A 25,102-nucleotide genomic window follows, 5' to 3' on the forward strand; every position below is an offset into this window, starting at 1 on the left:
TCGGGACCACCGTTTAGGGTTGGCGCATGGATCCCACTGCCGACGCCGACGCTGCGGCCATCGTCGCGGCCGCCACGATCGCCGCCGAGACCGACGCCGCCGCACACGATGTGGCCGTCATCCTCGGTTCCGGGTGGGCCCCGGCGGCCGACGCCTTCGGGACGCCGATCCGCTCCCTGCCGATGGCCTCGATCCCCGGCTTCACACCGCCCAGGGCCGCCGGCCACGGCGGGGTGATCCACTCGGTCCGGATCGGTGATCGTAGAGTCCTGTTGATGCTCGGCCGCATTCACGCCTATGAGGGTCACGATCTCGCGCGCGTCGTGCATCCGGTACGTACCGCGGCGGCGGCCGGCGTCCACACCGTCGTGCTGACCAACGCGGCCGGCGGTCTGCGCGAGGACATGTCGGTGGGCCGGCCGATCCTGATCTCCGATCACCTCAACCTGACGGCGCGTTCCCCGCTGACGGGAGCGCAGTTCGTCGACCTCGTCGACGCGTACTCACCTCGACTCCGCGAGGTCGCCCGTCGCGTCGACCCGTCCTTTGCCGAAGGGGTGTATGCCGGTCTCCCCGGCCCGCACTACGAGACACCGGCCGAGATCCGGATGCTCCGCACACTGGGTGCCGATCTGGTCGGCATGTCGACGGTGCACGAGACCATCGCCGCCCGGGCCGCGGGGCTCGAGGTCCTCGGGGTCTCGCTCGTGACCAACCTGGCCGCCGGGATGACCGGTGAACACCTCAGCCACACCGAGGTCCTCGAGGTCGGGCGCGCGTCGGCGACCCGGATGGGCGAGCTGCTCGCCCAGACCATCGCCGAGCTGTAGAACCGAACCCGACAGATCTCGAGGAGCACCATGACCTACCCACCCGGCTACCCGGGCGCATACGGGCCGGGCGGCCATCCGCAGGGTCCGCCGCCGGAACCACCGCGCTCACCGTGGTCGTCGCCCGCCGTCCTCGTGGCGATCGGCGCGGGCGTCCTGCTGGTGGTGGCGGGCGTGCTCGCCGCCTTCCTCCTGATCCCGTCGGACGAGGAGTCCGCCGCGAAGAGTGCGAGCAGCACGACATCGCAGCCCCCGACGATCACGAGTACCGTCACCCGATCCCCGACCCCGCCTCCGACGACCGCCACGACGACCCTGACGCCGGCGCCGAACCGTCCGGCCCCGACCGTGGCAGGAGCCGACTGGCAGGGGTTCGTGACCGGTCCGCGCTGCAACGCGGCCGACGACCCGGCGGTCGCGATCGGCCAGACGTCGCGGTCCCGCGTGGTCATCTGCCAGGTCGGCAACCAGACGGGTCGCTGGTACTACAAGGGGCAGGCACCCGAGGGCGGCATCGAACTGCAGTTCCCGACCCGCATCGGCAACACCTTCGAGGCGCGCAACGGATCGGTCCGCTACCTGGTGTCGCCGACGAGCCTCACCATCGTCGACGGCGGCTCGGTGCTGACGAACGAACCGATGCTCGCCTTCTGGTCGCTGCCCGGCTGAGCCGGTCGCGCCCGGACCCCGCCAGCACGAATCGCGTCAGCGCGGCCCGAACTGACGGTCGCCGGCGTCGCCGAGTCCCGGAACGATGTAGTTGGCGTCGTCGAGTCCCTCGTCGATCGCCGCCACGACCAGTCGGCACGGGTGGCCCGACTCCTCCAGCAGGGTCACGCCCTGCGGTGCCGCCACGACGCACACCGCGGTGATGTCGGTGGCGTTGCGCGCGACGAGCAGTTCGATCGTGTGCAACATCGACCCGCCGGTCGCGAGCATCGGGTCGAGCACGAAGACGGGGAGTCCGGAGAGGTCTTCGGGCAGCGACTCGAGGTACGGCACCGGCTGCGCGGTCTCCTCGTCGCGGGCGATGCCCACGAAGCCGACCCGGGCCTCGGGCACCATCGCATGCGCCTGTTCGACCATTCCGAGGCCCGCCCGCAGGACCGGCACGAGCAGCGGTGGCGTTGCCAGCCGCGACCCGGTGTGCGGGACCAGCGGCGTCTTGATCTGCACGCCGGCGCGCGGCGCAGCGGCCAGGGCCTCATAGATCAGCATCTGGGTGAGATCCGACAGCGCCGCACGGAATCCGGCGTTGTCGGTGGTCTCGTCTCGCATCGTCGTCAGACGCGCGGCGGCAAGAGGGTGGTCGACGATCAGGCGTTCCATGGCGACCAGACTATTTCCTGGGCCCGGACCGCGTGCGCAGTGCGGTACCGCGCGGGGCCGGTGCGAGGCCGCTCCGAGGTGTCATGGCGGCTCGATGGAACCGAACGGGCCCGCGCCGCGTCAGAAACCCATGAGCCCGCGATCCACGCCCCCATCCGCCGCCCCGATCCCGCCCGATCACTCCGCCGGAACGCGACTGTTGGCGGATTCCCCGGCATTGCAGGACTTTTCATCCGCGCACCGCGCCGGGAGCATGCTGGTCGACGACCGCGCCCGCACCGACGAGGCGGCACTGGTCGATCTCGCGATCACGTTCGGGATCATCGGCGCGGAGTTCCTCGCCGCGGTCGTCGAATTCCTGCAGATCCACCAGCGGTGCATCGAGACGACCGCGGCACGGCAGGAACAACTCGCGTCGGCCACCCGGCACGCCGACGCGACCTACACCGCCTGCGACTGTGCGGCAGCGGACCGGGAGTTCACCCTGTGACGGCCGGTGTGGAGATCCTCGTCGAACCGTTGCGCCAACTCGTCGCCGCACTCGGCACCGGCATCCTGGCGCCGGGCAATCCGGCCGAGACGATCCGTTCTGCCTCGACGGCCGTCGAGGCGGCGCGTCGTGCCTCGGTGGCCGCAACCGAAACCGTGCGCACGCACTGGGAGGGCTCTGGTGCCGTCGGCGCGACCGACGCGGCCGGGAGACTGCAGCAGAACATGGGCGCGTTCGCCGACGATGCCGATGATTTCGCCCGCCTCGTCGAGAGCGCAGGCCGGAAGGTGCAGTCGGCGTCGGGTCAGCTCGGCGGCCTGGTGGATTCGCTCGAACGTCGCGCCCGCGCATTCGGCGGCGAGTTGTTCACGCCGGCCGGCCTGCTGACGATGCTGCCGGTGGCGGCCGAGCACCTCGGCCGCGGAATCGAGATCGTCACCCGCACACGTGCCGACCTCCGCGCCGACACCGACGCGGTGTCGGAGCTCGGCCGCCGGATCGCGCCCGCGACGATCACCGGCGCGGCCCTGCCCGGCGAACACCTGTCGGCCTCCCCCGTGACCGGAGGCGTTCCGATCACCCTCCCCGACGGGTCTGTCTCGTACGCCCCGAACGAGCGGGCGGCGAAAGCGGTGCGGGCGGCACTGAGCCAGCGTGGCGTCCCCTATCTCTGGGGCGGGACGACGCCGGCCGGATTCGACTGCAGCGGTTTCACCCGGTGGGCCTATCGGCAGGCCGGCCTGGAACTACCGCGCCTGGCCCAGGAACAGGACACCGCCGGATTCCGGGTGTCACAGGCACAATTGCAGCCGGGCGATCTCGCCGTGTGGTCCGGGCACGTGGCGATGTACATCGGCAACGATCAGATGATCGAGGCCGGCGATCCGGTGGGTGTCTCACCGGTCCGGACGACGAATCTGGATCAGACCTTCGAAGGATTCTTCCGGCCCCGGTGACGACACCACACGAATCAGACATCGGCGTCTGTGGGGGCACTACTGGATCCACGGCGATGAATCGCTAGGCTGTGTCCCCATGGCCGGAGACATCGTCCCGATTGAGCTCGGACTCACCGACGGAAACAGCTTCACCCTGTGGGCCCCCCGCTGGCGGGAGGGTGACGACGAGTGGGAGGCGTTCCTCGGACTCGACGAGGATCTCTACGTCCTGCCCGGTGTCGCCGAGCTCGCGGCCTTCGTCCGCACCAATGACGACAACGACCTCGTCGAGCATCCGGCGTGGCCGACCATCGTCGGCGTGCAGGCCGATGAACTGGTGCCGGACGAGCGGCACACCTACGACCTGGTGGGCGTTCCCGAGCTGGCCGCCGAGGACCCCACCCCCGAGGTCATCGCCGAACTCGAGGACGCGCTCGAGATCGTGCGCATCCTCGGCGAGGTCTGCGAGCTGACCGCGATCACGAAGTTCTTCAACGGCAACCCGATCCTCGGTGCCGTCACGACCGGTACCCGCAACTTCGAGGGCCGCGAGGGCACCGACCTCTGGGTGCGCATCGGCCGGCTGATCGCGAAGCACTGGGACGACGTCCTCGACGCGATCGACGAAGTCATCACCACCCCCGCGGTCGACGCGAAGGCCGTCGAGACCGCCGAGGCCGAACTCGAGGCGGCGGCCTCCGCCGAGGACGAGGACGAGCCGGAGGTCGACGAGGACATCGAGATCGTCGAGACCGCGGACGAGTCCGAAGATGACGACGAAGACGAAGACGAAGACGAAGACGACGAGGACGAGGATTACGACGACGACGATTTCTGGGCGTCGGTCGGCATCGACCCGATCCGGATCGTCACGAGCAGCAACGAATACCTGACGCTGCGCTGCTACCTCGGCGACGACCCGGTGTTCCTGGGTGCGAAGGGCAAGATCTTCGTGTTCACCTCGCCGCGAGCGCTCTCCCGCTTCCTCGCCGACGACAACACCCACGACCTCTCCGAGCTGTCGACCTTCGACGACGTCCGCACCGAGGCCACCAACGGCTCACTCGAGTTCGATGTCATCGACGACAACGTGTACGTCCTGCCGGGCCTGGCAACGGACATCGCCGACGGCCCGCGCCGCATGGACCGCGACCAGCTCGACCTGGCCGTCGAACTGTTCACCGACGCAGCCGACTACGCCGACGACGACACCGTCAACGAGGCCCTGGGAACCTCCACTCCCCTCGGCTGGTTCGTCGACTACACCGTCAACCCCGACCCGAAGCGGATGGCCCCGAGCGGACCGTTCGACAACGAGGCCGAGGCGTGGCGCGCCCTCGAGCACGACTTCGAGAACCGGCTCGTCAAGAAGGGTTAACCCGAACCCACAAGGACCGCGTAGCCCGGCTTGATCACGTCGTCGATGAACGCCAGCCGTTCGTCGAAGTGGATGAACGCCGACTTCATCGCGTTGACCGTGAAGCGTTCGAAATCTGCCCAGCCGTAACCGAACTGGTCGGCGAGCAGACCGAACTCCCTGCTCATCGTGGTGTCGCCCATCAGCCGGTTGTCGGTGTTGACCGTGACCCGGAAGCGGAGTCGGGCCAGTACGTTGAACGGATGTTCGGCGAGGGAGGCGACCGCACCGGTCTGCACATTCGAACTCGGGCACAGTTCCAGCGGAATCCGCTTGTCGCGCACGCTGTTCGCGATCAGACCGAGTTCCGCGCCGGCGAAGGAGTGGGCGGCGAGGTCGACACCGTCGGGGAGTTCGATGTCGTCGAAGACCCGCACTCCGTGACCGAGACGGTCGGTGCCGCAGAAGCCGATGGCCTCGTGGATCGACGGCAGACCGAACGCCTCACCGGCGTGGATGGTGAACGGCGCGCAGTTGGCACGCATGTACTCGAAGGCGTCGAGGTGGCGGGTGGGCGGGTGCCCTGCCTCGGCGCCGGCGATGTCGAAACCCACGACCCCGCGGTCGCGGTAGCGCACCGCGAGTTCGGCGATCTCCCGTGATCGTGCCGCGTGGCGCATCGCCGTGACCAGACATCGCACGGCGATCTTCTTCCCGCGGTCGGCGGCGATCCTCTCGCCGTCGGCGAACCCGCGGAGAACGGCCTCGACCACCTCGTCGAGGGTGAGCCCGGCTTCGAGATGCTGTTCGGGCGCGTACCGCACCTCGGCGTACACGACGTTGTCGTCGGCGAGGTCCTCGACGCACTCGCGCGCGACCCGTTCCAGGGCGTCGACGGTCTGCATGACGGCGACGGTGTGGGTGAAGGTCTCCAGGTAGCGCTCCAGGGAACCACTGTCGGCGGCCTCGCGGAACCAGCGGGCGAGCCCGGCCTCGTCGTCGACCCGCAACCCGTCGTAGCCGACCTCGTGCGCGAGTTCCAGGACGGTCGCCGGCCGCAGCCCGCCGTCGAGATGGTCGTGGAGAAGCACCTTGGGCGCGAGGGTGAAGTGCGCCGGATCCAGCGTCGTCATTTTCTGAACCTAACGGAATCGATGATCAGAGGCCGGTCACCGGCGCCGCTCGTATCCGTGTCTCCGGCGCCGAACCGCACCGCACCGTCGAGACATGAGCGCGCGCCCGCGATCCGATCCTCATCCTGCGTGTGCAAGGTGAACAGCGGCTGACCGGCGCGGACGGCGTCGCCGGGTTTGGCGTGGATCACCACGCCCGCCTCGGCCGAGACCGATTCGCCCGGTTTGGATCGTCCGCCGCCGAGACGCCACGCGGCGTCGCCCACCGCACGGGCGTCCATGCCGGTCAGGACACCGTCCCGGTCGGCGACGAACACGTCCCGGTGCCGGGCGACCGGCAGCGCCGCATCCGGGTCGCCGCCCTGTGCGGCGATCATCGACCGCCACGAGTCCATGGCGCGCCCGTTCGCCAGATGCTCGGCGGGATCGGCCTCGGGCAGGCCCGCGGCGTCGAGCATCTCGCGGGCGAGGGCGAGGGTCAGTTCGACGACGTCGGCGGGTCCACCACCGGCGAGCACCTCGACCGATTCGGCGACCTCGACGGCGTTGCCGACGGTGAGACCGAGGGGCACGCTCATGTCGGTGATCAACGCACGGGTGTCCACCCCCGCGTCGAGTCCGAGCTCGACCATCGTCGACGCCAGTTCACGCGCCTCGGATTCGTCGGGCAGGAATGCTCCCGACCCGGTCTTGACGTCCAGGACCAGCGCGGCCGTACCCTCCGCGATTTTCTTGCTCATGATCGACGTGGCCAGCAACGGGATGGATTCCACCGTTCCGGTCACATCGCGCAGCGCGTAGAGCTTGCGGTCGGCGGGAGCGAGGTCGGCGCCCGCGGCGCAGATCACCGCGCCCACACGCTCGAGCTGGGCGAACATCTCCTCGGTGCTCACCTCGGCCCGCCAGCCCGGGATCGATTCGAGTTTGTCCAGGGTGCCGCCGGTATGACCGAGGCCGCGGCCCGACAGCTGCGGCACCGCGACCCCGAAGGACGCGACGAGCGGCGTCAGGGGCAGCGTGATCTTGTCTCCGACGCCACCGGTGGAGTGTTTGTCGACGGTCGTCAGCGGCCGGCCGGCGCGGCGGAGGCCGGTCAGATCCATCCGTCGTCCGCTGTCGATCATCGCCCGCGTCCACGTCGCGATCTCGCGCCGGTTCATGCCGCGGAGATATATGGCCATCAACAACGACGACATCTGCTCGGGCGCGACCTCGCCGCGGGTGTAGCCGTCGACCATCCACGCGATCTGCGCATCGCTGAGCTCTGCGCCCCCTCGTTTGGTCGCGATCACCGAGACGGCATGAATGACCTCGTCGACCGCGATACCCGCCTCGCCCGTCACGAGACCACCCCGGCGATGTCGTCGGGACCGAAGGCGTCCGGCAGGAGGTCGCCCAGGGTCCGTGGCCCGGCGGGGTGATCGACGAGGAGATCGCGGCCGCCGTGCTCGAGGAGCACCTGCCGGCACCGGCCACAGGGCATCAGGACCTTGCCGGAGGCATCGGTGACCGTCACCGCACGCAGGACCCCGCCGCCCTGTGAGATCAGGTCCGCGACCAGCGCGACCTCGGCACAGATCCCGAGCCCGTATGAGACATTTTCCACATTGCAACCAGCCACGACACGCCCCTCGGAGGTGACGCCCGCCGCACCGACAGGGTAATGCGAGTACGGGGCATAGGCACGAGACAACATTTCAGTTGCTCTGTGTCGCAGGACATTCCACTGGATTTCGGTACTCACGCCCACCTCCTGGCAAATGGTGTAACCAACCGGACATGCGCAATTCATCGCCGCAAAAGATTGGGTAAGGCAAACCTAAGTCGTAATGTCTTGTGCCTCAAATCGGTTCGGGCAATTTATCACCGGATTGGGCATGGGTTTAGAGTCTCTTGTCATGGGTCCATGGTCGAGTCGGAGGATGCCGATTCGACGCGTCCATCGACGATGTTGGAGGCCACTTTTCCTATGAGCACCTCGACCGAAGTCGCACCTGACCCGGTGCGACGACGTTCTCTGTACCGCGGCGACCCGGGCATGTGGTCCTGGGTTCTGCACCGCATCACCGGCGTCACCATTTTCTTCTTCTTGTTCGTACACGTGCTGGACACCGCGGTCATCCGCGTCGACCCCAACCAGTACGACGAGATCATCGAAACGTACAAGACCCCGATCATCGGTCTCATGGAGATCGCACTGGTCGCGTGCGTCCTGTTCCACGCCTTCAACGGTGTGCGCCTGATCCTGGTGGACTTCTGGTCCAAGGGTCCCAAGTACCAGCGACAGATGCTGTGGGTCGCGGTGACCCTGTTCGTCGTCGTGTTCGGTGCCGGCGCGATCCGCCTGCTGCAGATCCTGTTCAGCCACCTGTAGGAGACACCAGAGATGACCACCTCGGAAGCCACCGGTGTCGCCAAGACCCTCGGCAAAGAACACGACCGTCCGGCCAGCCTGGACAACCCCCGCTCGCCGCGTAAGCCCAAGGGCGGAAACTTCGAGAAGAACGCATGGATGTTCATGCGCTTCTCCGGCCTGATCCTCGTCTTCCTCACCATCGGCCACATGTTCATCATGCTGGCGTGGGACGGCGGCGTGCACCGCATCGACGCCTCGTTCGTCGCCGCTCGCTGGAGCTCGCCCGGCTGGCAGATCTGGGACCTGACCATGCTGTGGCTCGCCCAGCTGCACGGCGGCAACGGTGTCCGCACCGTCATCGCCGACTACTCGCGCAAGGACTCGACACGCTTCTGGCTCAACGTGCTGCTGGCCGTGTCGATGATCCTGACCCTGTTGCTGGGCACCTACGCGATCCTCACCTTCGACGTCAACAGCGTCGGCTAAAGGAGACCAAGAACATGCAGGAACACCGCTACGACGTCGTCATCGTGGGCGCCGGCGGCGCCGGGATGCGTGCGGCGATCGAATCCGCCCCGCGTGCCCGCACCGCGGTTCTGACCAAGCTCTACCCCACCCGCAGCCACACCGGCGCGGCTCAGGGCGGCATGTGCGCCGCGCTGGCCAACGTCGAGGAGGACAACTGGGAGTGGCACACCTTCGACACCGTCAAGGGTGGTGACTACCTCGCCGATCAGGACGCCGTCGAGATCATGGCCAAGGAGGCCATCGACGCGGTGCTCGATCTGGAGAAGATGGGCCTCCCGTTCAACCGGACCCCGAGGGCAAGATCGACCAGCGTCGTTTCGGTGGGCACACCCGCGACCACGGCAAGTCGCCCGTGCGTCGTGCCTGCTACGCCGCCGACCGCACCGGTCACATGATCCTGCAGACGCTGTACCAGAACTGCGTCAAGCACGACGTGGAGTTCTTCAACGAGTTCTACGCCCTCGACATCTGCCTCACCGAGAACTCCGACGGCGAGCAGGTCGCGACCGGCGTCGTCGCCTACGAGCTGGCCACCGGCGAGATCCACGTCTTCCACGCCAAGTCGATCGTCTTCGCGACCGGCGGCTCGGGCCGTATGTACAAGACCACGTCGAACGCCCACACGCTGACCGGCGACGGCATGGGCATCATCTTCCGCAAGGGCCTGCCGCTGGAGGACATGGAATTCCACCAGTTCCATCCGACAGGTCTCGCCGGTCTGGGCATCCTCATCTCGGAGGCCGTCCGCGGTGAGGGCGGCATCCTGCGCAACGCCGACGGCGAGCGCTTCATGGAGCGCTACGCCCCCACCATCAAGGACCTCGCGCCCCGCGACATCGTCGCCCGCTCGATGGTTCTCGAGGTGCTCGAAGGCCGCGGTGCCGGACCGAACAAGGACTACGTCTACATCGACGTGACACACCTCGGCGAGGACGTCCTCAACGAGAAGCTCCCCGACATCACCGAGTTCGCCCGCACCTATCTCGGCGTCGACCCGGTCACCGAGTACGTGCCGGTGTTCCCGACCTGTCACTACGTGATGGGCGGCATCCCGACCAACATCAACGGTCAGGTGCTGCGCAACAACGACGAGGTCGTCCACGGCCTGTACGCCGCCGGTGAGTGTGCCTGCGTGTCGGTGCACGGCGCCAACCGTCTCGGCACCAACTCGCTGCTCGACATCAACGTCTTCGGACGCCGCGCCGGCATCGCCGCCGCCGAGTACGCCAACAACGCCGAGTTCACCGAACTCCCCGAGCAGCCGACCGAGATGGTCGACAGCTGGCTCGAGCTGCTCCTGTCGGATCACGGCCACGAGCGCGTTGCCGACATCCGCACCGAGCTGCAGGCGTCGATGGACAACAACGCGTCGGTGTTCCGCACCGAGGAGACCCTCAAGCAGGCGTTGACCGACATCCACCGCTTCAAGGAGCGCTACGCGCACATCCGCGTCCACGACAAGGGCAAGCGCTTCAACAGCGACCTCCTCGAGGCGATCGAGCTCGGCTTCCTCCTCGAGATGGCCGAGGTCACCGTGGTGGGTGCCCTCAACCGCAAGGAGTCGCGCGGCGGACACGCCCGCGAGGACTACCCGGATCGCGACGACGTGAACTACAAGCGTCACACCATGGCGTACAAGAGGGGCACCGACCTTCTCGCGGACATCGAGTTGGACTACAAGCCAGTGGTCGAAACCCGTTACGAGCCGATGGAGCGTAAGTACTGATGACATCTGTTCTGGACAAGCCCGCACCGTCCTCCGACGAGCCGCCGCTGCCCCCGGTGCCCGAAGAGGCCACCATGGTGACGCTCAAGATCGCCCGGTTCAACCCGGAGAACCCGGATGCCCAGGGCTGGGAGAGCTTCCGCGTCCCGGCGCTCCCGACCGACCGCCTGCTCAACCTGCTGCTGTACGTGAAGGGCTACCTCGACGGCACCCTGACGTTCCGCCGCAGCTGCGCGCACGGCGTGTGCGGCTCGGACGCCATGCGCATCAACGGCGTCAACCGCCTCGCCTGCAAGCTCCTCATGAAGGACATGCTCCCCAAGGACAAGTCCAAGGAGATCACCATCACCATCGAGCCGATCCGCGGCTTGCCGGTGGAGAAGGATCTCGTCGTGGACATGGAGCCGTTCTTCGACGCGTATCGCGCCATCAAGCCGTTCCTGATGACCTCGGGCAACGAGCCGACCCGCGAGCGCATCCAGAGCCAGAGCGACCGCGCCCGCTTCGACGACACCACCAAGTGCATCCTCTGTGCGTGCTGCACCACGAGCTGCCCGGTGTTCTGGACCGAGGGTTCCTACTTCGGCCCGGCCGCGATCGTCAACGCGCACCGCTTCATCTTCGACAGCCGTGACGAGGGCGCCGTCGAACGTCTCGACATCCTCAACGACGTCGACGGTGTGTGGCGCTGCCGCACCACCTTCAACTGCACCGACGCATGCCCCCGAGGCATCCAGGTCACGCAGGCGATCTCGGAGGTCAAGCGCGCACTCATGTTCTCGCGCTAGGCAATTCAGCTTTCTCTGCAGCCCGGCAACGGTCCGCACCGATTTTCGGTGCGGGCCGTTGCTCATCTCGGCCCCACTCGGATCCACCCATTGCGCAGCCCCCCCACCCAACCACCGGTCGACGTCAACCCGGCCCGCAGACTTCGATCGACGTCTGCCAGTCGAGTTGAGGTTCGGCAGTCGGGGGTCCGACCGTCCGCGCCCCGCCGCGGAACACCCCCGCGACGATCGCGTCCACCAAGGCCGCCTCCTCCCCGGGACCCGCGGGCCACAGCAGCATGGTCAGCACCGATCGGATCGCGAACCGTGCGGCGGCGGTGTCGTCGGGATCGAGGCCGATGAGCTCGGCGGCCACGGCCAGCACGGTGGGTGAGGCGAGCACGGTGGGGGTCGACGCGACGAGGGTCGGCGGACGGAGGAACTGACGGATCACCCGGTCCGCCCTCAGTGCCCGGACCGCCGCCATGATCGCGATACGTGCCCGCTCCTCCCCTGCCGTGCCGGCGGCCTCCTCGCGGATCGACTCGAGGACTGGGGCGGCGGTCGTCGCCAGCACCGCCTCTATCAGCGCGGTGCGCCCGCCCGCGTGGCGGTAGATCGTCGCGCGCGAGCAGTGGGCCCGAACCGCCAGTTCGTCGACGCTGAACGCTTCGAGGCCCCGAGCCGCGATGAGCGCCGCCGCCTCGGAGACGAGCCTTCGCCGGGCCGCATCGCCACGATCACTGCCCACCAGCCAGTCCGTCATCGGTGTCCCTCCGTCCAGATCCCTGCTGTCCCAGATTCTCATCATGAGACAATCAGCGGCACCCTGAAGTCCCTTTCACACAGTTCAGCGCCACAACGTGAGACAACTGCCGCGTTCACCGCGGATGCCTCGTATCGACTTCCCGGTAGTCGTTGCCCCGGCCGTGCCCGTCGGCGACGCTGAGGACATGCTCGCACTCGACGACCCGGCATTCCTGTCGCGCTTCCACGCCGGTCACCCCGTCCAGCGGATCGGCGATTCCCCGTTCTTCGCCGTCGGCACCTGGGATCTCATCGCCGACGTGGTTCGACGACCTCAGGAGTTCTCGTCGAACCTGACCGCCACCATGGTCTGCCACGACGACGGTTCGGTCTCGGAGTTCCCGGTCGCCGGACTCGGCGACGCGATGCACGTCTTGGCGACCGCGGACGGTCCACGGCACCGGCTGCATCGGTCGCTGGTGATGCCGTCGCTGACACCGGCACGTATCCGGGCGCTGGAACCCTACGTCACCGAGGTGGTGGACACCGCGTGGACCGAGGGCGTGCAGGACGACCGCATCGACTGGATTCATGCTGTGGCACAGCGGGTTCCGATAACCGTGGTCACCGAGCTGCTCGGGCTTCCCCATGACGACGTCGACGACCTCGCCCGCTGGGCCGGCGGGACCAACGTGTTGATCGACGGCGTCATCACCCCGGACCAGCTGACGACCGCGACCACCGCGGTAGGCGAACTCACCTCGTATCTCGACGGCGCGCTGGCAAGCACTCCGGGACGGGGGGTGCTCGCCGACATCGCGGCGGCCGTCGACCGCGGAGACCTCGATCGCCCATCTGCGGTCATGGTGCTCCTGCAACTCGTCGCCGCGGGCTCCGACTCCACCGTCGGTCTCCTGACGAGCGCGGTCCGGATTCTGGCGCGGCACCCCGACGTCGCCGCGCGTCTCCGCGGCGAACCCGGCCTCATCCCGGCGTTCATCGACGAGACACTGCGCCTGGAGTCCCCGTTCCGCGGACACTTCCGACATGTCGTCGGCGACACCACGCTCGGCGACGCCCACCTCCCGGCGGGCTCCCACGTCTATCTCATGTGGAGGGCCGCCAACCGCGACCCCGACCAGTTCGACGACCCGTCGCGCATCGACCTCGACAGTACGACCGCCACCCGCACCGGACACGGCACCCATCTCGCCTTCGGCAAAGGACTCCACCTGTGCGTGGGTGCCGCACTGGCGCGGCTGCAGGGCCGGTTGTCGATCGGCCGGTTGCTCTCGGCCACAACGCATTTCCGGCAGTCCTCGTCCGGGGAGCTGACACTCGTCCGCTGACCCGTGGAACCACACCGCGTCCGGCTGCGTCCAAGAAGAGTCCGGGTTCGAGAAAGAACCCAACCAGCCCGCCGAACGGAGCGCCGACGTGGTCCGAATCCTGTACTTCCGTTTCCTGTTCACCCTCCTGGTCAGCACCGTTCTGTGCCTCGCGGTCTTCTCCCCCGCCACGGCGTCACCGGCGGACGAGCCCGGCACCCACCGGATCACGATCACCTTCACCTCCGACCGGCAACACAACGGCGCCGCGGTGTGGTTCGACGCGGACGGACGACTCCGGACCCAGACCGATGTCCCGCTCGCACATCAGAACGCGCAGACGAAGCTGTGGTCGGCATCGCTGGTGTACACGCGCCGTTCGCCGAGCGAACCACTCGACGCGCTATTCCAGTCCACCGGAAGCCTTTCCAGGTGTGAGATCTGGGTTGATTCCATTCTCGTGGCCGACGACACGGTGCGCGGACACCACCCGACCAGCGCGTGCCGACCACGCAATTGAGCCGGGTTTCGTCCCTGGAGGGAGGAATTGCGGACGGAATCGTACGCTGTCACTCGTCACGAACATGTGAGCGGAGAACGAGCATGGCGGAGCGCATCGAGATCGGAGCCGGCGACGGCAGATCCGTCGTGGAGAACCCGGGCGACAAGGGCCTGCGAATCGGTTCGATCGGGCTGATGGGCAACGTCATCATCGGCTTGTCCGCCGTCGCACCGGCTTACAGCCTCGCCGCGACCCTCGGATTTGTGGTCGACAGCGTCGGCGACAAGGCGCCGGCGATGTTCGTCCTCGCGTTCTTCCCGATGTTGCTGGTGGCCTTCGCTTATCGCGAACTGTCCCGCGACACCCCGGACTGCGGCACCACCTTCACCTGGGGCACAAAGGCTTTCGGGCCGTGGATCGGCTGGATCGGCGGGTGGGGCCTGGCGGTCTCGGCGATCATCGTGCTGGCCAACGTCTCCGAGATCGCCGCGCTGTACCTGTTCCGGTTCCTCGGCCTCGACGCCCTGGCCGACAGCCTTCTCGCGAAGCTCCTGCTCGGCAGCTTCTTCATCATCGCCATGACCTGGATCAGCATCCGCGGCATCGTCATCAGCGAACGCATGCAGGCGGTCCTGATGTTCATCCAGTTCGCGGTGCTCATCGTCGCGAGCGCGATCGCGCTGATCAAGGTGGGGACGGGACGCGCCGGCGAGCAGGCGGTCGACCCCCGGTGGTCCTGGTTGTGGCCCAGCGGCCTCGACCAGTCGCAGATCGCCGCCGCGACCATCCTGTGCATCTTCATCTACTGGGGGTGGGATGCGTGCCTGGCGATCAGCGAGGAGACCAGAGACCCCGACAAGACCCCGGGCCGCGCGGCTCTGCTCACGTGCGTGATCCTGGTGGCCACCTATGTGCTCGTCGCCTACGCGATCCAGTCCTTCGCCGGCTTCGGCGACACCGGGATCGGGCTCGGGAACGACGCGAACAACGAAGACGTGCTGACGATTCTCGGAGACCCGGTGGCGGGTGCGGTCATGTCGTCAGCCCTGCTGCTGACCGTCTGCGTCTCCGCGCTGTCGTCGACCCAGTCGACGATCCTGCCCACCGCACGCGGCAGCCTGTCGATGGCCGTCTACAAGGCACTGCCCGAGAAGTTCGCCTCGATCCACCCGCGCTACATGACGCCCGCCTTCGGTACCGCCGTGATGGGCGCCGCGGCACTGACCTTCAACCTGGTCCTGTCCCTGCTCAGTCAGGACACGCTCGCCGACTCCATCGCCTCCCTCGGGCTGGCGGTCGCGTTCTACTACGGCATCACCGCCTTCGCCTGCGTCTGGTACTTCCGCTCGACGCTGTTCTCCTCCGCACGCCACTTCTTCCTGCGCGGCCTCTTCCCGCTCCTCGGCGGCCTCGCGATGGCCGCGGCCTTCATCCGTTCGGCGATCGACATGATCTCCCCTGACTACGGGGCCACCTCGGTCGGCGGTATCGGTGGTGTGTTCGTGCTCGGCGTGGGCATGCTGGTCCTCGGCATCCCGCTGATGCTGGCCTGCTTCGCCCACAACAGCGACTTCTTCCGGGGCAAGACGCTGACCGCGACCACCGAGGTGAAGGTTCCCGATGTCTACTGAGACCACCGAGACCCCGGCGACCGACCCGACCACCCCCCGGCTCACGGTCGGATACCTCGCGACGCCGTCCGGCGCCGACGGAGTCGTCCTGGCCGTCGCGCTCGCACGCGTCACCGGCGCCGCGATCGACCTCGTGTGCGTCGTCCGCCCGGTCCCCTACGACGGTCGGCCCGGACTCGCCCAGTACCAGCAGCGCATCGAGGCGCAGGCCGCCCGGTGGCTCGCCGAGGGCGCTGCGCTCATCCCTGAGGGTTTCCCCTACCGCACCGTCGTCGCCGTCAACGACTCCTTCACCGACGGCCTCGCGTCGCACGCCGTCGCGACCGAGTCCGAGATGATCGTCGTCGGCGGCACCGGCGACGGGCTGTTACGCAGGCACACCCTCGGCACCATCAGCAACGAACTCGTCCACTCCTCGCCCGTCCCGGTCGCACTGGCGCCGCGTGGATATGCCGACCGGGTCGACGCGGTCCTGGACATGGTGACGGTCGCCGTCCCGGTCAAACCCGGCACCGACAATCCGCTTCCGTTCGCCGAGAAGCTCGCCGAACGCGCCGAACTCGACCTCCGGCTGCTGTCACTGGTCTCCCTCGAATCCCCCTTCGACGACGACTCGTCCCGCGATGCGCGAACCGCGCAGATCACCGTCGCGCGTGAGCTTCTCGAGAAGACCCGGGCCGAGGTGAACAGTGAACTCGACGTCGACGTGCTCGTCGCCGACGGAGCAACCCTCGACGAGGCACTCGCCAATCTGCCCTGGGACGCCAACGACATCGTCGCCATCGGTTCCGGCCACCTCGGATCGCCCAACCGGGTCTTCCTCGGCAGCACCGCCGCTCGTATCCTCCGGTGGACGACGGCACCGGTTATCGTGGTCCCCAAGAACCGCTGACGCTGGAGTCCGCAGCATCCCGATCCCGAGGACCGACACCGACGTGACCGACGACCGCCCGCGCGTGCTCGAGATCCGACACGCCGACTCGGAACCACCGGGTTCCTACGGCCCACCGCTCCACGATCTCGCCGACGTGACGACGCTGCGGATCTGGCGCGAACCCGTACCCACCGACCTCAGCGGATTCGACGCCATCGTGACCCTCGGTGGCGCAATGGGAGTCGGTGACGTACAGCGCATCCCGTGGATCGTCGATGAGATCGATCTGCTGCGACGCGCACTCGGTCTCGGCATCCCGATCTGGGGCGTATGCCTGGGCGCGCAGATGCTGGCTGCCGCACTGGGCGGGGACGTGTACACGAGCACGGATCCCGAGGTCGGCATCCACTCCGTCACCCTGAACGACGCAGCGGCCACCGACCCCGTGTGGGGCTTCGCGGCCGGTACGGCCCTCGAACCCGCCGCCGGCACCGTGCCCACGGAATTCGACGTCGTGCAATGGCATTTCGACACGTTCACCCTGCCGCCCGGTGCGACACTGCTGGCGTCGTCGGCGATGTGTGTCAATCAGCTGTACCGCCACGGGAATTCGTACGGCGTGCAGTTCCACCTCGAGGCCGGCGGACAACTCGTCGGTGAGTGGCTCGACTCGCCGGGGTCCCGGTCGCTGATCACCGAGACGATCGGCGCCGAGGCCACCGACCGGTTCGCCGCCGACGCCGCGGACACGGAATCGGTCACCGTGCCGCTGGCGCGCACGGTGCTGACCCGGTGGCTGAGCGGTCTCACACGGGGGTGAACCCCGGGCCGGGTCAGCTGTCGAAGCCCAGCCCGACCCTGTCCAGCAGGGTGAGCCACGCACCCCGACGCCCGTTGCGGCGTTCGCTGCGCGCCATCTGCCGGCGGGTCAAGGTGATGCCCGCCCACCGGACCGGTTCAGGCGGGAACGGTAACGGCTTGCGGCGCACCATCTCCAGGGCGGTGCGTTCGGTCCGCAGACCGTCGACGAGGTCCAGCGCGGTCGCGGCGGCGAAATGCGAGGCACCGACGCCGAGCCCGGTGAAGCCCACCGCCGTCACCACCCGCCCGCCGTGCGAGGTGTCCCAGAAGGCGCAGAACCGCGAGCAGGTGTCGATCACCCCACCCCATGTGTGCGTCGCGGTGATCCCCTCGAGTTGCGGGAACATCTGGAGCAGATGCTCGCCGAGCAGTGCCCACTCGCCGGGCTGGTGGGCGCGGCGCGGGTCGTCGTCGGACCCGAAGTGGTACGGCGCATCCCAGCCGCCGAACAGGATCCGGTTGTCGGCGGTGAGCCGGAAGTAGTGGAACCGTGGACCGCTGTCGGCGAGCCCCTCGCGTCCGGACCAGCCGAGCGAGGCGAGGCGGTCGTCGGACAGCGGCTCGGTCATGAGCGCGTAGTCCCACACGGGGACCGTGTAGAGACGCAACCTGCGGACCAGGGCCCGGCTCGCCGACGTCGCGACCACGACCCGCCCGGCACGCACCTGTCCGTATCCCGTCCGGGCACGGACCGACCCACCCGAGGACCCCGCGGACGACAGCCCCAGCACCTCGCTGTCCTCGAAGATCCGGACGCCGAGCCGTTCCGCGGCGTCGGCGAGACCGAACGCGAGTTTGGCGGGATCGATGATCATGACGTGGGGGTCGTAGAGGGCGCCGCGGACCATCGGTGAGTCGACGCGCTCGCGTGCCGCCGCCGCGTCGAGCAGCACGAGTTCCTCACCGAGCGCCTGACCTGCTGCCGCCGTCTCGGCGAGGTCGTCGTACTGCCAGTCGGTGGTCGCGAGGTCGAGTTCGCCGGTGCGCTCGACGTCGGCGTCGATGCCCAGACGGTCGAGCGTGTCCTCGATGGCGTCGAGCGTCTCGCGGCCCATGCGCAGCAGCGTCGGCATCTCGTCGCGGAAACGCTGCAGACCGTTGCCGAGTCCATGCGTGAGGCTGGCGGCGCAGAAGCCGCCGTTGCGTCCGGAGGCGTGTTCGGCGATCCGATCGCGTTCGACGAGCACGACCGATCGGCCCGGATTGCGCTGTGCCGCTTGCACCGCCGCCCACAGTCCGGTGAAGCCACCCCCGATCACCAACAGGTCGGCGGTGGTCTCCCCGACAAGCCGGGGCCGGGGTTCGGGACGCAGGTCTCGGTCGAGCCAGTAGGGACTGGCCGCGGCCCGCGCGACCATCTCGACACCACGTGGGGTCGGCTGCGAGGCCCACATCCGAGCAGTCACCCCTTCGAATCGCCCAAAGTGAAGATCGTTCGGTGCCATTCCTTTTCGGCGACGCCGTGCAGATCGCTCATGACGTGTTTGATCTGCAGGTACTCGTCGAGGGAGTAGGTCGACATGTCCTTGCCGAAGCCGGAGGCGCCGTAGCCGCCGTGCGGCATCTCGCTGATGATCGGGATGTGGTCGTTGATCCAGACGCATCCGGCCCGGATCTTCCGCGAAGCACGTTGTGCGCGATAGACATCGCGTGTCCACGCCGACGCCGCGAGGCCATACGGCGTGTCGTTCGCGCGGCGGATCGCGTCGTCGTCGTCGGTGAAGCGGCTGACCGTGAGCACCGGTCCGAACACCTCGTCGCGGTAGATCTCCGAGTCCTCGGCGACATCGGCCACGAGCGTGGGCGGGTAGAAGGCACCCGGACCGTCGGGCACCGTTCCGCCGGTGACCACCCGCGCGCCGGCTTCGCGCGCACGGTCGACCATTCCGGCCACCTTCTCGCGATGGCGCCGGGAGATCAACGAACCCAGATCGGTTGCCGGATCGGTCGGATCGCCGATGACGACGCTCGACATGAGGTCGGCGACACCGTCGACGAAGTCGTCGTAGAGGGCGGGGGCGACGATCGCCCGGGTCGCCGCGGTGCAGTCCTGCCCGCCGTTGATGATCGAGCCCGCGACCGCACCGTGGATCGCGGCCTGCAGGTCGGCGTCGTCGAAGACGACGAACGGCGCCTTGCCGCCGAGTTCCAGCTGGATGCGCGCCCCGGTGGTGGCGGCCTGCGCCATCACCTGCCGGCCGACCGCGCTCGAACCGGTGAAGGTCACCATGTCGACACCCGGATGCCCGGCCAGATGGGCCCCGGCGTCCGGACCGGTGCCGACGACGATGTTGAGGACCCCGTCGGGGAGTCCGGCCTCGGTGGCGATGCGCGCCATCGTGAGCGTGGTCAGCGGCGTGATCTCGGCCGGCTTCAGCACCACCGCACAACCGGCGGCCAGAGCCGGGATGACCTTCCACACCGCCATCTGCAGCGGGTAGTTCCACGGCGTGATGGTCCCGACGACGCCGACGGGTTCACGGCGGATGGACGAGGTGTGGTCACCGGAGTACTCCGCGCTCGCCTTGCCCTCGAGATTGCGCGCGACCCCGGCGAAGAACTCCACGTTGTCGATCGAACCCGGGACGTCGAACTCGGTCGCGAGCCGGACGGGCTTACCGGTGTGGGCGACCTCTTCGGCGATCAGGACATCCGACTCCGCGGTCAACGCCCTCGCCATCGCGAGCAGCACACCCGAGCGTTCGGCCGGGGTGGCGCCGCCCCAGGCCGGCTGTGCGGCGCGGGCGCTCGCAACCGCGGCGTCGACATCGCCACGACCTGCGAGTTTCACGGTCGCGACCGGATCATCCGTGGCAGGATTGACCACGATGTGATCGGCACCGGTCGAGTGATGGGGCTTACCGTCGATCCAGCCGGACGGAATGCTGGTTGGTGAGGACATACCCCCGGAGTCTACCGCCGGCGTTGCGGATTCACGTGTCGAAAACAGGTATCACTACGGTTTCCGTCGTGAAAGTTGCGCATGGCTACGGAATCCGTCACGATCATGGAGTGGCCGACCCTGCATCCACACCGCTGGACGCAACCGCGAAGAAGATCATCGAACTGCTTCAGACCGATGGTCGGAGCAGTTATGCCTCCATCGGAAAGATCGTGGGACTTTCCGAGGCCGCCGTCCGCAATCGCGTGCAGAAGCTCAGCGAGAGCGGCCTCATGCAGATCGTCGCGGTCACCGATCCCCTCAAACTCGGGTTCGCCCGGCAGGCGATGATCGGAATCCGATGCGTCGGCGACACCCAGGCACTGGCCGAGCGGCTCGCGGAACATCCCGAGATCGACTACGTCCTGCTGACCGCGGGGTCCTTCGACGTCATGATCGAGGTCGTGTCCGAGGACGACGACCATCTGCTGGAGATCCTGAACAAGAAGGTGCGCGTGCACCCGGAGGTCGTCGGTACCGAGACCCTCGTCTACCTCAAACTCGTCAAACAGCAATACAACTGGGGAACACGATGACCGACTGGAAGTCACCATGACACTGACCGCACCCTCGACACCCCCGAACTCCGCCGAGTCGCTCGGCGCGCGCAGCGCGGCTCATCTCTGGGGCCACTTCGCCCGGCACGGCGACGCCATCACCCCGCCGGTGATCACCCGCGGCGAAGGCGTCCGGATCTACGACGATCAGGGACGCAGCTATCTCGACGGCCTCGCCGGCCTCTTCGTCGTGCAGGCGGGCCACGGACGCGAGGAGCTGGCCGAAGCAGCGGCAAAACAGGCCAAGGAACTCGCCTTCTTCCCCCTGTGGTCGTATGCGACGCCACCTGCCATCGAACTCGCGGAGCGACTCGCCGCCTACGCCCCCGGCGATCTCAACCGCGTCTTCTTCACCACCGGCGGCGGCGAGGCCGTCGAGAGTGCCTGGAAACTGGCCAAGCAGTACTTCAAGCTCGTCGGCAAACCCGGTAAGCACAAGGTCATCTCGCGGGCGGTCGCCTACCACGGCACCCCGCAGGGCGCACTGGCCATCACCGGCGTGCCGGCGCTCAAGGAAGCCTTCGAACCGTTGACGCCCGGCGCGTTCCGGGTGCCGAACACCAACATCTACCGAGCCGGCGACGGTATGTCCGAGGACCCGAAGAAGTTCGGGCGCTGGGCCGCCGACCGCATCGCCGAGGCGATCGAGTTCGAAGGCCCCGACACCGTGGCCGCCGTCTTCCTCGAGCCGGTCCAGAATGCGGGCGGCTGCTTCCCGCCGCCGCCCGGCTACTTCGAGCGGGTGCGCGAGATCTGCGACGAGTACGACGTCCTACTCGTCTCCGACGAGGTGATCTGCGCGTTCGGTCGCATCGGGTCGATGTTCGCCTGCGAGGACTTCGGCTACGTCCCCGACATCATCACCTGCGCCAAGGGCATGACGTCGGGCTACTCCCCCAACGGCGCGATGATCGCCAGCGACCGGCTCTTCGAACCGTTCCGCGACGGCACGACGACCTTCGCCCACGGCTACACCTTCGGCGGTCACCCGGTGTCGGCGGCGGTCGCGCTGGCCAACCTCGACATCTTCGAGCGCGAAGGCCTCAACGACCACGTCAAGACGCAGGCGCCGGCGTTCCGGGCGACACTCGAGAAGCTGTACGACCTGCCGATCGTCGGTGACGTCCGCGGCGAGGGCTTCTTCTATGGAATCGAACTCGTGAAGGACAAGGCCACCAAGGAGACCTTCACGGCGGCCGAGTCCGAGCGCATCCTGCGCGGATTCCTCTCCACCGCACTGTTCGACGCCGGGCTCTACTGCCGCGCCGACGATCGCGGCGACCCCGTCGTCCAGCTCGCGCCGCCGCTCATCGCGGGTCAGGCCGAGTTCGACGAGATCGAGCAGATCCTCCGATCGGTCCTGGGCGAGGCGTACTCGCTGCTGTAGTCCGGGCCGTTGTAGTCCTCGCGGCCGGACGTCGGACACGTCGGGTTCGCACGTCCGGAGACCGCGTGGTTCCGCTGGTAACGTGCGATCGGTGACCTCGGGGTGGACTCGCCGGACCGCATCGGCACTCGTCGCCGCTCTGTTGTGCGCCCTCCTGTGCGTGATCTCCCTCGGCCCGGCCGGTGTCGGACGAGCCGGGGCCGTTCCCGTCCCGACCGGCCCGTCGCCGGTCTTCACGACGCCGGTCACCGATCACTGTCCCCACAAGGTCGGCACGCCGCCGGCAGTCGACGAATCCGAGGTCGTCGCACCGGGTTCGACGACCCCGCCCTCGCTGCCGGTCCCCACACCCGCGATCGGCGGCGACGATCTGTCCTACTGCGGCGTCGTCGCCGATCCCGCCGCGGGTCCCGTTCCGCCGCGGCTGACCTCGGCCGGATGGCTGATCGCCGATCTCGACTCCGGCCACGTCCTGGCGGCCAAGGATCCCCACGGGCGGTACCGACCCGCGTCGACGATCAAGGTGTTGCTCGCGCTCATCGTCCTCGACGAACTGGACCTCGACGCGACGGTCGTCCCGACCGCGGAGGACTGGAGCACCGAGGGCGACTCGTGCGGGATGGGTCCGGGCGGCCACTACACCGTCCGCGACCTGCTGACCGGACTGGTCATGGTGTCGGGGAACGACTGCGCCAACGCACTCGCCCGCGAACTGGGTGGCGTGGAGACCACTCTGGAGAAGATGAACGAGCGCGCCCGCGAACTGGGCGCCGCCGACACCCGCGCGGCGAGCCCGTCCGGCCTCGATGCCGCCGGAATGTCCTCCTCACCGTACGATCTCGCACTGATCTTCCGAGCAGCCATGGCGCAGGAGACCTTTCGGGAGCTGATCGCGAAACCGACCTTCCGGTTCCCCGGCTACCCGCGCCGTCCTGATGTGCCCGGCGACAAAGACCATCCGGCCTACGACATGTACAGCAGCAATCGTCTTCTCGTGGACGGGTATCCGGGGATGCTGGGCGGCAAGACCGGCTACACCGACGACGCCCGCAAGACCTTCGTCGGCGCAGCCGAACGCGACGGGCGCCGCATCCTGATCGTGCAGATGTTCGGCTTGTCGGTGGAGGGCGACATGTACTCGGACCAGGCACGGGAGATGTTCGAATACGGCTTCCGTACCGGCCCGGACGTCACCGTCGGACGTCTCGTCGAGCCGACCGGCGACGAGGCCGCGGAACCGCCTGCGCGGCGAGCTGCGTCGTCGTCGGACTCACACCTGGCGAGTTCTGGTTCCGACACCGCTTCCCCGATGTCGGTGCGCGTCCTGATCGGTCTGGTGTCCGCGCTGGCCGCAGTGATCCTGCTCCTGTTGGGCCTCAGGCTCTTCGGGCGCAGGTGACTCGTTCCTCGTCTACCCGGCCGACAGTCGGATCGCACTCAGACCATGTCGTCGGGCGAAGCCTTCGGACTCCGTCACACCGGCGATCAACTCTGTGGTCGCGTGCTCGGCAGCAAGCACGAGCGCACTGTGGTGTATCGGTGACATGTCGTCGATGACGACCACCGCGCGACCTTCGCGGATCGACGCCACCGCGTGCAGCACCGAGGCCCGGTTGAGCACCACCGACGTCATGACATGCTCCCGTCGTCCAGAGCGACCCAGTCGACGCCAGGCGGGAAGGCACCGAACACTTCTCGGAGGCGGCTCGGGACGAGACCGGTCGGTTCAGTCATCGCATGGCTTCTCTCGCTTCAGGCTTCTCACAGATCGAGTACCAGTCGGGCGGTACGGGCCCGGGATACGCAGGTCATGATCACGTCCCCGGCTTCGCGCTCGTCGTCGGTGAGCACGGAATCCCGGTGATCCGGTACGCCGTCGAGGACGGTGGTCTCGCATGTTCCGCAGGTTCCCTCCCGGCAGGAGGAGGAGACGATCACCCCGCCGGTCCGCTCGACCGCTTCGAGGATCGTTTCGTCCTCCGCGACAGTCACTTTCACCCCGGACATCTGACACTCGACCACGAAGGACGCGTCACCGATGCGCGGCCCCACCGGCTCGGCCGGGCTGAAGCGCTCAGTGTGCAGAGTCTCGCGCGGCCAATCGGCCGTTTCCGATTCGATGGCCGTCAGGAGCCCCTCCGGTCCGCAGCAGTACACGCCGACGCCCTCTCGCGGTTCACCGAGAACCCGCGTCAGGTCCAATGGGCCGACCTCGTCCTGTGGGTACAGGACGACCTTGTCGCCGTACCCGGCGAGTTCCTCTGCGAAAGCCATCGAATCCCGCGTACGTCCGCCATAGTGCAGCGACCATGGGACACCCCGCTCCTCGGCGTCGCGGAGCATCGGCAGAATCGGCGTCACCCCGATCCCTCCAGCGATGAACAGGTACTCGTCGGCATCGTCGAGCGGGAAGTGGTTGCGCGGTCCTCGAACCCGGACTCGGTCGCCGCAGGAAAGTCGGTGCGCACGTTCGGAGCCGCCACGGCTCTCGCGTTCCCGCAGGACTGCGATGCGCCATGTCGGCTCGCCGCGCAAGCCGCACAGCGAGTACTGCCGAACGAGGTCGTCGCCGAGGTCGAGGTCGATGTGGGCGCCCGGCGAGAAGTCCGGCAGCGCGGTCCCGTCATCCGCTTCCAACGACAGACTCACCACCCCGATGCCCACGGAGCGCACGTCGCTCACAACCACTCCGACCCACTGCGCATCGTCCGACGCGATGGCGACCGGGCCTTTGACCACGGAAGTCTGTGTCATACGCCATCACCTGGCCGGCCCCGAAGGCGTCGGAGGTCCTCTGGGACGTGGCGGGTTCGGAGACCT

The 25,102-nt window shown here is 68.0% G+C and carries 25 protein-coding genes and 1 pseudogene; 17 read left to right on the forward strand and 9 right to left on the reverse strand.

Translation table 11 applies throughout. The features are described 5' to 3' along the window. Positions 1-26 precede the first annotated feature (26 nt). Positions 27-830, forward strand: a complete 804-nt coding sequence (locus BLU62_RS14405; protein ID WP_074850180.1) for a purine-nucleoside phosphorylase — start codon at positions 27-29, stop codon at positions 828-830. 30 nt (positions 831-860) lie between these two features. After that, positions 861-1,499, forward strand: coding sequence for a hypothetical protein (locus tag BLU62_RS14410; protein WP_074850181.1), 639 nt, complete (start codon positions 861-863; stop codon positions 1,497-1,499). Positions 1,500-1,535: 36 nt separating this feature from the next. Here the strand turns inward: BLU62_RS14410 and upp are convergent, their stop codons facing one another. Next, on the reverse strand, positions 1,536-2,159 hold the full coding sequence (gene upp / locus BLU62_RS14415) for a uracil phosphoribosyltransferase (RefSeq protein WP_074850182.1): 624 nt from the start codon (positions 2,157-2,159) through the stop codon (positions 1,536-1,538). 130 nt (positions 2,160-2,289) lie between these two features. On the opposite strand from upp, the gene BLU62_RS14420 reads away from it, so the two are divergent. The 3 genes from BLU62_RS14420 (at position 2,290) to BLU62_RS14430 (ending at position 4,965) form a co-directional block, all read left to right on the forward strand. Continuing rightward, positions 2,290-2,649, forward strand: coding sequence for a type VII secretion target (locus tag BLU62_RS14420; protein WP_074850183.1), 360 nt, complete (start codon positions 2,290-2,292; stop codon positions 2,647-2,649). Then, complete coding sequence (locus BLU62_RS14425; protein ID WP_099047853.1) at positions 2,646-3,605, forward strand: C40 family peptidase; 960 nt, start codon at positions 2,646-2,648, stop codon at positions 3,603-3,605. Before BLU62_RS14420 ends, BLU62_RS14425 begins: the two co-directional genes overlap by 4 nt. Before the next feature lie 79 nt (positions 3,606-3,684). Beyond that, entirely contained in the window at positions 3,685-4,965 is a 1,281-nt protein-coding gene (locus BLU62_RS14430; RefSeq protein WP_074850184.1) for a primosomal protein, read from the forward strand. Here the strand turns inward: BLU62_RS14430 and BLU62_RS14435 are convergent. Genes BLU62_RS14435 through BLU62_RS14445 form a run of 3 tightly spaced genes read right to left on the reverse strand, consistent with a single transcriptional unit; the run spans position 4,962 to position 7,821 of the window. Next, on the reverse strand, positions 4,962-6,077 hold the full coding sequence (locus BLU62_RS14435) for an adenosine deaminase (protein ID WP_074850185.1): 1,116 nt from the start codon (positions 6,075-6,077) through the stop codon (positions 4,962-4,964). The two genes, BLU62_RS14430 and BLU62_RS14435, sit on opposite strands and share 4 nt — an antisense overlap. Then, complete coding sequence (locus tag BLU62_RS14440; protein WP_425284562.1) at positions 6,074-7,420, reverse strand: thymidine phosphorylase; 1,347 nt, start codon at positions 7,418-7,420, stop codon at positions 6,074-6,076. Before BLU62_RS14440 ends, BLU62_RS14435 begins: the two co-directional genes overlap by 4 nt. Then, the gene (locus tag BLU62_RS14445; protein WP_099047902.1) at positions 7,417-7,821 is read right to left on the reverse strand and encodes a cytidine deaminase; all 405 of its coding nucleotides are present in this window, start codon (positions 7,819-7,821) and stop codon (positions 7,417-7,419) included. Before BLU62_RS14445 ends, BLU62_RS14440 begins: the two co-directional genes overlap by 4 nt. A 225-nt stretch (positions 7,822-8,046) precedes the next feature. Here BLU62_RS14445 and sdhC point away from each other — a divergent pair, with 225 nt between their 5' ends. From sdhC to BLU62_RS14465, 4 genes and pseudogenes are all read left to right on the forward strand, one after another. Beyond that, the gene (sdhC, locus tag BLU62_RS14450) at positions 8,047-8,451 is read left to right on the forward strand and encodes a succinate dehydrogenase, cytochrome b556 subunit (RefSeq protein ID WP_074850187.1); all 405 of its coding nucleotides are present in this window, start codon (positions 8,047-8,049) and stop codon (positions 8,449-8,451) included. A gap of 12 nt (positions 8,452-8,463) precedes the next feature. Then, a complete protein-coding gene (locus BLU62_RS14455; protein ID WP_074850188.1) occupies positions 8,464-8,919 on the forward strand; it encodes a succinate dehydrogenase hydrophobic membrane anchor subunit in 456 nt (151 codons plus the stop codon). A gap of 14 nt (positions 8,920-8,933) precedes the next feature. Beyond that, a pseudogene (gene sdhA, locus BLU62_RS14460) lies at positions 8,934-10,687 on the forward strand (succinate dehydrogenase flavoprotein subunit). Continuing rightward, positions 10,687-11,475, forward strand: a complete 789-nt coding sequence (locus BLU62_RS14465; protein WP_074850189.1) for a succinate dehydrogenase iron-sulfur subunit — start codon at positions 10,687-10,689, stop codon at positions 11,473-11,475. The pseudogene sdhA and the gene BLU62_RS14465 overlap by 1 nt, the downstream one beginning before the upstream one ends. Before the next feature lie 124 nt (positions 11,476-11,599). Here BLU62_RS14465 and BLU62_RS14470 read toward each other — a convergent pair whose 3' ends face one another. After that, positions 11,600-12,220: a TetR/AcrR family transcriptional regulator gene (locus BLU62_RS14470; RefSeq protein WP_084811804.1), complete on the reverse strand. Its 621-nt coding sequence runs from the start codon at positions 12,218-12,220 to the stop codon at positions 11,600-11,602. 187 nt (positions 12,221-12,407) lie between these two features. Here BLU62_RS14470 and BLU62_RS14475 point away from each other — a divergent pair, with 187 nt between their 5' ends. The 5 genes from BLU62_RS14475 (at position 12,408) to BLU62_RS14495 (ending at position 17,356) form a co-directional block, all read left to right on the forward strand. Beyond that, positions 12,408-13,550 carry a cytochrome P450 gene (locus tag BLU62_RS14475; protein WP_074852912.1) on the forward strand — a complete coding sequence of 381 codons (1,143 nt, stop codon included), beginning with the start codon at positions 12,408-12,410 and terminating at the stop codon, positions 13,548-13,550. 88 nt (positions 13,551-13,638) lie between these two features. Next, the gene (locus tag BLU62_RS14480) at positions 13,639-14,049 is read left to right on the forward strand and encodes a hypothetical protein (protein ID WP_074850190.1); all 411 of its coding nucleotides are present in this window, start codon (positions 13,639-13,641) and stop codon (positions 14,047-14,049) included. 83 nt (positions 14,050-14,132) lie between these two features. Then, positions 14,133-15,662 (forward strand): APC family permease, encoded by a 1,530-nt coding sequence (locus BLU62_RS14485; protein ID WP_074850191.1) that lies wholly within the window; start codon positions 14,133-14,135, stop codon positions 15,660-15,662. Continuing rightward, positions 15,652-16,554: a universal stress protein gene (locus BLU62_RS14490; protein ID WP_074850192.1), complete on the forward strand. Its 903-nt coding sequence runs from the start codon at positions 15,652-15,654 to the stop codon at positions 16,552-16,554. Before BLU62_RS14485 ends, BLU62_RS14490 begins: the two co-directional genes overlap by 11 nt. 43 nt (positions 16,555-16,597) lie before the next feature. Further along, positions 16,598-17,356: a type 1 glutamine amidotransferase gene (locus tag BLU62_RS14495; RefSeq protein ID WP_074850193.1), complete on the forward strand. Its 759-nt coding sequence runs from the start codon at positions 16,598-16,600 to the stop codon at positions 17,354-17,356. Positions 17,357-17,369: 13 nt separating this feature from the next. Here the strand turns inward: BLU62_RS14495 and BLU62_RS14500 are convergent, their stop codons facing one another. Next, positions 17,370-18,791 (reverse strand): NAD(P)/FAD-dependent oxidoreductase, encoded by a 1,422-nt coding sequence (locus BLU62_RS14500; protein ID WP_074850194.1) that lies wholly within the window; start codon positions 18,789-18,791, stop codon positions 17,370-17,372. Positions 18,792-18,799: 8 nt separating this feature from the next. Beyond that, positions 18,800-20,299, reverse strand: a complete 1,500-nt coding sequence (locus tag BLU62_RS14505) for a gamma-aminobutyraldehyde dehydrogenase (RefSeq protein WP_074850195.1) — start codon at positions 20,297-20,299, stop codon at positions 18,800-18,802. Positions 20,300-20,409: 110 nt separating this feature from the next. Here BLU62_RS14505 and BLU62_RS14510 point away from each other — a divergent pair, with 110 nt between their 5' ends. The 3 genes from BLU62_RS14510 to BLU62_RS14520 all read left to right on the forward strand — a co-directional run bounded on the left by BLU62_RS14510 (position 20,410) and on the right by BLU62_RS14520 (position 23,681). After that, positions 20,410-20,874 carry an Lrp/AsnC family transcriptional regulator gene (locus BLU62_RS14510; RefSeq protein ID WP_074850196.1) on the forward strand — a complete coding sequence of 155 codons (465 nt, stop codon included), beginning with the start codon at positions 20,410-20,412 and terminating at the stop codon, positions 20,872-20,874. 16 nt (positions 20,875-20,890) lie between these two features. After that, positions 20,891-22,282, forward strand: coding sequence for an aspartate aminotransferase family protein (locus BLU62_RS14515; RefSeq protein WP_074850197.1), 1,392 nt, complete (start codon positions 20,891-20,893; stop codon positions 22,280-22,282). A 91-nt stretch (positions 22,283-22,373) separates the two neighbouring features. Next, on the forward strand, positions 22,374-23,681 hold the full coding sequence (locus BLU62_RS14520; protein ID WP_074852913.1) for a D-alanyl-D-alanine carboxypeptidase family protein: 1,308 nt from the start codon (positions 22,374-22,376) through the stop codon (positions 23,679-23,681). Positions 23,682-23,693: 12 nt separating this feature from the next. Here BLU62_RS14520 and BLU62_RS14525 read toward each other — a convergent pair whose 3' ends face one another. Both BLU62_RS14525 and BLU62_RS14530 read right to left on the reverse strand, forming a co-directional pair. Next, the gene (locus BLU62_RS14525) at positions 23,694-23,915 is read right to left on the reverse strand and encodes a 3,4-dihydroxy-2-butanone-4-phosphate synthase (protein WP_074850198.1); all 222 of its coding nucleotides are present in this window, start codon (positions 23,913-23,915) and stop codon (positions 23,694-23,696) included. A 128-nt stretch (positions 23,916-24,043) separates the two neighbouring features. After that, a complete protein-coding gene (locus BLU62_RS14530; protein ID WP_074850199.1) occupies positions 24,044-25,036 on the reverse strand; it encodes a PDR/VanB family oxidoreductase in 993 nt (330 codons plus the stop codon). Positions 25,037-25,102 lie beyond the last annotated feature (66 nt).

The sequence above is a fragment of the Gordonia westfalica genome, assembly GCF_900105725.1.
GTDB classification, from domain to species: domain Bacteria; phylum Actinomycetota; class Actinomycetes; order Mycobacteriales; family Mycobacteriaceae; genus Gordonia; species Gordonia westfalica.